The following is a 6,776-nucleotide window of genomic DNA, read 5'->3' as shown; positions in this document are numbered from 1 at the left end:
GCCCGCTCCGGCCGACCGGCGCCCCTCCTGGGCCCGGGACGCCGGCCCGGCGGGCGGCTCCCCCGGGTCGTACACCGTGGTCGTCGTGGACGGCGACCCGGGGAGCGCCGAGGCGCGCGAGGCGCTGACGCGGCTGGCCGTGGAGGGGCCGCGGGCCGGGATCCACCTGGTGTGCCTCGCCGAGACGGCCGCCGCCTCCCCCGCGTCCCCGCTGTCGCAGACGTACGAGGCGGCCTGCGCGGCGGCACCGGCGTTCCGGGAGTGCGGTGCCGTCGCCCTGCTCAGCGGGGACGTGGCGACCGCCCTGCGGCTGCTGCGGGTGGCCCGGACCGGCTCCGGGGCCGCTCCCGGCCCGGTCGGGCACGGCACCCTCGCCACCGTCGACGCGGTCTCCCCCGCCTGGGCCGAGCGGTTCGCGCGGGCCCTCGCGCCGCTGCGTACGAACGGCACCGCCGGGGAGCGGCACGCGCGCGTGTCGGCGCCGCTGCCCCGGTCGGCGCGGCTGCTGGACGAACTGGGCCTGGCCCGCGCCACCCCCGCCTCGCTGATGGCCCGCTGGGCGGACGCGGCCGACGACACCCTGGCGCTCGGCGGACGCGTCACCGCCGTGCTGGGCGCCGGACCGCGCGGCCCGGTCGCCGCCGATCTCGTCGCCGACGGTCCGCACCTGCTGGTCGAGGGGGTGCCCGGCAGCGGCCGTACCGAGCTGCTGCGCGCGGTCGTCGCCTCGCTGGCCGCCGCCGAGCGGCCCGACCGGCTGGGCATCGTGCTGGTCGACGGCAGGGGCGGCCCCGTGACGGACGAGGGGCCCGGCGAGGGCCTGCGCGTGTGCACGGACGTCCCGCACGTCACCACCCACCTCACCGCCAACGACCCGGTGCGGATGCGGGAGTTCGCCCAGTCGCTGAGCGCCGAGCTGAAGCGGCGCGCCGAACTGCTCGGCCGGTCCGACTTCGTGGAGTGGCACACCGGGCGCGCGCTGTCGGACCGGATGGTCGCGCAGCGCACGGCCGCGCGGCGCGGCCCGGCGGGCACCGGCGGCGAGCCCGACGGGGACCTGGACCCCCCGCCCAGTACGACGCTGCGGCTGCGGCCGGGAGCGGCCCGGCGCCGGGCGGAGGCCGTGCCGCCGCCGCTGCCCCGGCTGGTGGTCGTCGTGGACGACCTGGACGCGCTGGTCTCCCCCGCGCTCGGCGCGCCGGGGCGGCCCGCCGCCGGATCGGTGATGCGGGCGCTGGAGGCCGTGGCGCGGGACGGGGAGCGGCTGGGCGTGCACCTGGTCGCGGCCACCGGCCCGTGCGCCCGTACGGCCCGGACCGAGCCGGTGCGGCAGGCGACCGTGCGGGTCGCGCTCGACGCGCCCGAGCCCCCGGGGCCGGACGCACCGGCGCCGGGGCGCGGCCGGCTGACCCACCCGGACGGCCGGGTGACCGCGTTCCAGGGCGGGCGGGTGACCGGCCGCATCCCGCGGACGGCGACCCTGCGCCCCACGGTCGTGCCGCTGGAGTGGCACCGCATGGGCGACCCCCCGGCCCGGCGCCAGGTGCGGGAACTGGGCAACGGTCCGACCGACCTCGCCCTGCTCGCCAGCGCGCTGGAGCGGGCCGCCCGGCAGGTCTCCGCGGCCGAGGTGCCGTCACTCCTCTAACGCGCGCACCAGCTGGCTGATGCACCGTCACGACGCGGTCACGATCCCGGACTTGACACCGGACGCACTCTTGCCGACCCGACTCCCCGGGCGTAGACCAGAGCGCACGGGGCAAGCTCGACGTTCGACGAGGTACGACGGAGTACACAGAACGGGGCAGTGATGCGCAGGACGAGCAGGATCATCCGGATACGCAGGTCGCCCGACAACCGCACGCCGGTCCCCCGCACCCGCGGGGCCGCGAGAGCCGCGGCCGCCGTCGTCGCGGGTGTGCTCGCGGTCTCGCTCACCGCCTGCGGAGGCGACGACGACGGCGACGACGAGAGCGGCGGCAAGGGCGGCGGCACCGGGGACACCGGCACCACCGTCACCCTTCCGAAGCTGGACGGCGCGAACCTCTCGGTGGCCGCCGTGTGGACCGGCGCCGAACAGGCCAACTTCAAGAAGGTCCTCGCGGAGTTCGAGAAGCGCACCGGCGCGAAGGTGACCTTCGTCCCCGCCCAGGATCCGATCATCAACTTCCTCGGCTCGAAGATCGCGGGCGGTGCCCCGCCGGACGTGGCGCTGCTGCCGCAGCCCGGCGCCATCAAGCAGGCGGTGGACAAGAAGTGGGCCAAGCCGCTGGGCGCCGAGGCGCAGGCGGAGCTGGCGAAGAACTACTCGCAGGGCTGGCAGGACATCGGCAAGGTCGACGGCCGGCCGTACGGCGTCTACTACAAGGCCGCCAACAAGTCGCTGATCTGGTACAACGCCCAGGTCTTCGAGAACGCGGGCGCGAGTGAGCCGAAGACCTGGGACGAGCTGCTCACCACCGCGCAGACGGTGTACGACTCCGGCGTGACCCCGTTCTCGGTCGGCGGCGCCGACGGCTGGACGCTGACCGACTGGTTCGAGAACATCTACCTCTCCCAGGCCGGCCCGGAGAAGTACGACCAGCTGGCCGCGCACGAGATCAAGTGGACGGACCCCTCCGTCAAGGAGGCGCTGACCACGCTGGCGGAGATCTGGGGCAAGAAGGACTACGTCGCGGGCGGCGCGCGCGGCGCGCTGCAGACGGAGTTCCCGGAGTCGGTGACGCAGACCTTCACCGGCGGTGACCAGCCCAAGGCCGCCATGGTCTACGAGGGCGACTTCGTGCAGGTCAACATCGGCGAGACCAAGGCGAAGGTCGGCACGGACGCGAAGGTGTTCCCGTTCCCGGCGGTCGGCGACACCGCGCCCGTGGTGTCCGGCGGCGACGCGGCCGTGATCCTGAAGGACTCGAAGGCGGCGCAGGCGCTGGTGACCTTCCTCGCCTCCCCGGACGCGGCGGGCATCCAGGCGAAGCTGGGCGGTTACCTGTCGCCGAACAAGAACGTGCCGAGCTCGGCGTACCCGAACGCGGTGCAGCAGAAGATGGCCGAGGCGCTCATCGGCGCCGGTGACGACTTCCGCTTCGACATGTCCGACCAGGCCCCGCAGGCCTTCGGCGGCACGCCCGGCAAGGGCGAGTGGAAGGCGCTGCAGGACTTCCTGAAGGATCCGAAGGACGTCGCGGGGACCCAGCGGAGGCTGGAGGCCGACGCGGCCGCGGCGTACGGGAACTGAACCGGCGATGGCGTCGGACACGGCGGCAGGGGCGTCGAAGACGGCCCCTGCCGCTCCCAAGTCGCGCAAGAGCGTCACCGGCACCCGCACCACCGTCGCGGCGCTGTTCCTGCTGCCCGCGCTCGTCCTGCTCGGTGCGCTCGTGGTCTACCCGATCGGGTACTCCGTCGTCCGCAGCTTCTACGACCAGTCCGGCGACGGGTTCGCCGGGTTCGACAACTACCGGGCGCTGTTCACGGACGACGGCATCCGCACGGCCCTGAAGAACAACGTCGTCTGGGTGGTGTTCGCGCCGACGGTGGCGACCGCGCTCGGTCTGGTCTTCGCGGTGCTGACCGAACGGGTGCGCTGGGGAACGGCGTTCAAACTGGTCGTCTTCATGCCGATGGCGATCTCGATGCTCGCGGCGGGCATCATCTTCCGCCTGGTGTACGACCAGGACCCGGACAAGGGCGTGGCGAACGCGGTGTGGGTGGGGGTGCACGACACCTTCGCCCAGTCCTCGGCGTTCCCGAAGGCGCACCCGGGCCGCGAGTCGCCGCTGGAGCCGGCCGGCGGGGGCGCCTTCGTCACCAAGGAGGCGGTGAGCGCGGGCGACACGGTCACGCTGCCGCTGGTCGGGGTCGCCCCGGACCTGATGCCGGACGACGCGGAGCGGGCCGCGGCGCCGAAGCCGCAGGGCGACCGGATCACCGGCACCACCTGGCAGGACTTCACCCGGGGCAAGGGCGTCGGCACGCTGAACGGCGTCGACGCCGGCGAACTGGGCTACGCGGGGATGAGGATCGAGGCCGTCAGGGACGGCAAGGTGGTGGAGACGGCCACGGCGGGCGCCGACGGCACCTTCTCCCTGTCGTCGAAGGCCGACGGCGCCCGTCTGCGGCTGCCGGCGAGCAACTTCAAGGAGCCGTACAACGGCGTGGACTGGCTGGGGCCGTCGCTGGTCACGCCCGCCATCATCGGCTCGTACATCTGGATGTGGGCGGGCTTCGCGATGGTGCTGATCGCGGCCGGCCTCGCGGGCATGCCCCGGGAGCTGCTGGAGGCCGCCCGGGTGGACGGCGCCAACGAGTGGCAGGTCTTCAGACGGATCACGGTGCCCCTGCTGGCACCGGTCCTCGCGGTCGTCACCGTCACCCTGATGATCAACGTGCTGAAGGTGTTCGACCTGGTCTTCATCATCGCCCCGGGCTCCTCCCAGGACGACGCGAACGTCCTCGCGCTGGAGCTGTACCGCAAGGGCTTCGCCGCGGACCAGCCGGGCATCGCCAGCGCGATCGCGGTGTTCCTGCTGCTCCTGGTGATCCCGGTGATGTGGTTCAACATCCGCAGGCTGAGGCGGGAGGTGCGGCGATGAGCACGGACGCCGGGAGGGTCACCGGGGCGGCCCCGCCGCCGGTCGGCACCGTCGGGGCCGAGCGGTCACTGGGGTCGAGGCTCGGCGCGTGGGTGAGCGGCGGACTGGTCCGCGTCTTCCTGATCGTCGTCGGCCTGTTCTGGCTGGTGCCGACGGTCGGGCTGCTGCTGGCCAGTCTGCGCACTCCGCAGGACATGGCCGCCGACGGCTGGTGGAAGGTGCTCACCGAGCCCTCGCAACTCACCTTCGGCGCCTACGAGACGCTGCTGGAGAACGGCGACATCACGGGCTCCCTGCTGAACACGGTCTACATCACCGTGCCGGCGACCGTGCTGGTGGTGGTGATCGGCTCGCTGGCCGGATACGCCTTCGCCTGGATGGAGTTCCCCGGCCGGGACTGGTGGTTCCTCGGTGTGGTGGGGCTGTTGGTGGTGCCGGTGCAGGTGGCGCTGATCCCGATCGCCGAACTCTTCGGCGCCCTCGGCATCTTCGGCTCCCTGGTCGGTGTGGTCCTCTTCCACGTCGGCTTCGGTCTGCCGTTCGCGGTGTTCCTCCTGCGGAACTTCTTCGCGGAGATCCCGAAGGAGCTGCTGGAGGCGGCCCGGCTGGACGGCGCGGGCGAACTGCGCCTGTTCGTCCGGGTCGTGATGCCGCTCGCCGGGCCGGCGATCGCCGCGCTGGGCATCTTCCAGTTCCTGTGGGTGTGGAACGACCTGCTGGTCGCGCTGATCTTCTCGGACGCCGGGAGCCAGCCGATCACGGTCGCCCTGCAGACGCAGGTACGGCAGTTCGGCAACAACATCGACGTGCTGGCGCCGGGCGCGTTCATCTCGATGGTGATCCCGCTGGTCGTGTTCTTCGCGTTCCAGCGGCAGTTCGTCTCCGGTGTGATGGCGGGCGCGGTGAAATAGCCCGGGCACGGGGCCGGAAGGGGGCGGACCGGTGCGGGTCCGCCCCTTCGTGTGACCGGATTCCCCCGGATGCCGCAGGCGGCGTAACCAAGTCGGCCCAGCGGCCGTTGCCGGGCCGAACGCCCGCACCGACCGATGGATGCCCCTTGCCCAGGTTCAGTGTCATTGTCCCCGCGTACCAGGTCCAGGCGTACCTGCACGAGTGCCTGGAATCGGTGCTGTCCCAGTCGTACACCGATCTCGAACTGATCGCCGTCGACGACTGCTCGCCGGACGCGTGCGGCGCGGTGATCGACGAGTTCGCCGCCCGCGACCCGCGCGTGCGGGCCGTGCACCTGCCCCGGAACACGGGCCTCGGCCCGGCCCGCAACGCCGGGACGGAGCGGGCGACGGGCGACTACCTGGTGTTCCTGGACGGCGACGACACCCTCGCCCCCGACGCGCTCCTGGCGATCGCCGGCCGGCTGGAGGAGACCGGCGACCCGGACGTCCTGGTCTACGACTACGCGCGCACGTACTGGTCGGGCGAGGCCGTGCGCAACCGGATCGCCGCGCAGCTCGCCGAACGGGGCCCGGCACCGTTCCGGCTGGTGGACCGGCCGGGGCTGCTCGACCTGCTGATGGTGGCCTGGAACAAGGCGTACCGGCGGGAGTTCGTGGAGCAGGCGGGCTTCGCCTTCCCGCCCGGCTACTACGAGGACACCCCGTGGACGTACCCGGTCCTGATGACGGCGGGGTCGATCGCGACCCTGGACCGGGTGTGCGTGCACTACCGGCAGCGGCGGGCCGGCGGCATCCTGCGCACCGCCAGCGAACGGCACTTCGACGTCTACGACCAGTACGACCGGGTGTTCGCGTACCTCGACGAGCACCCCTGCCTGGAGCGCTGGCGGCCGGTGCTGTTCCGCCGCATGGTCGACCACCTCGTGACCGTGTACACCCGGCGGGACCGGCTGCCGCGCGGGACGCACGCCGCCTTCCTGCGCCGGGCCCGCTCCCACTGCCGGCGCCATTACGCGCCCGGCGCGCCCGTCCCCGCGCGCACCCGGGTCCACCACACGCTGGTCCGGTTCGGCCTGCACCGCACCTACCGGGCCCTCCGGCTGGCGGCGGCCCTGCGCCGCAGGGCGGCCCGGCTCTTCGGAAGGACGGCGTCGGCCCTGCGTTCCGCCGCCCTGCTCCTGCACTACCGCCTCCAGCGGCTGCTCCCGCTGCGCGCCGACCGCGCCGTCTTCACCGCCCGCGCCGACGGCGGCGGCCCGGCCGCCCTGGA

Annotated in this window: 5 protein-coding genes; all 5 read left to right on the top strand. The window is 73.5% G+C overall.

From position 1 onward, the window contains the following. On the top strand, positions 1-1,648 hold a 1,648-nt coding region (locus B7L92_RS12720), incomplete at its 5' end, for an FtsK/SpoIIIE domain-containing protein (protein ID WP_255310917.1). A 162-nt stretch (positions 1,649-1,810) separates the two neighbouring features. Next, entirely contained in the window at positions 1,811-3,235 is a 1,425-nt protein-coding gene (locus B7L92_RS12715; protein ID WP_081237527.1) for an ABC transporter substrate-binding protein, read from the top strand. A 7-nt stretch (positions 3,236-3,242) separates the two neighbouring features. Beyond that, entirely contained in the window at positions 3,243-4,592 is a 1,350-nt protein-coding gene (locus B7L92_RS12710; RefSeq protein ID WP_081237526.1) for a carbohydrate ABC transporter permease, read from the top strand. After that, the gene (locus tag B7L92_RS12705; RefSeq protein WP_081237525.1) at positions 4,589-5,503 is read left to right on the top strand and encodes a carbohydrate ABC transporter permease; all 915 of its coding nucleotides are present in this window, start codon (positions 4,589-4,591) and stop codon (positions 5,501-5,503) included. Before B7L92_RS12710 ends, B7L92_RS12705 begins: the two co-directional genes overlap by 4 nt. Before the next feature lie 146 nt (positions 5,504-5,649). Continuing rightward, positions 5,650-6,776, top strand: a 1,127-nt coding sequence (locus B7L92_RS12700; protein ID WP_143626311.1) for a glycosyltransferase family 2 protein, incomplete at its 3' end; no start/stop codon positions are given.

Origin of the sequence: Streptomyces viridosporus, assembly GCF_002078235.1 — a bacterium.
In the GTDB taxonomy this organism is placed as follows: domain Bacteria; phylum Actinomycetota; class Actinomycetes; order Streptomycetales; family Streptomycetaceae; genus Streptomyces; species Streptomyces viridosporus.
The sequence above is the reverse complement of the archived record's forward strand: the minus strand, read 5'-3'. Positions and strand labels throughout refer to the sequence as shown.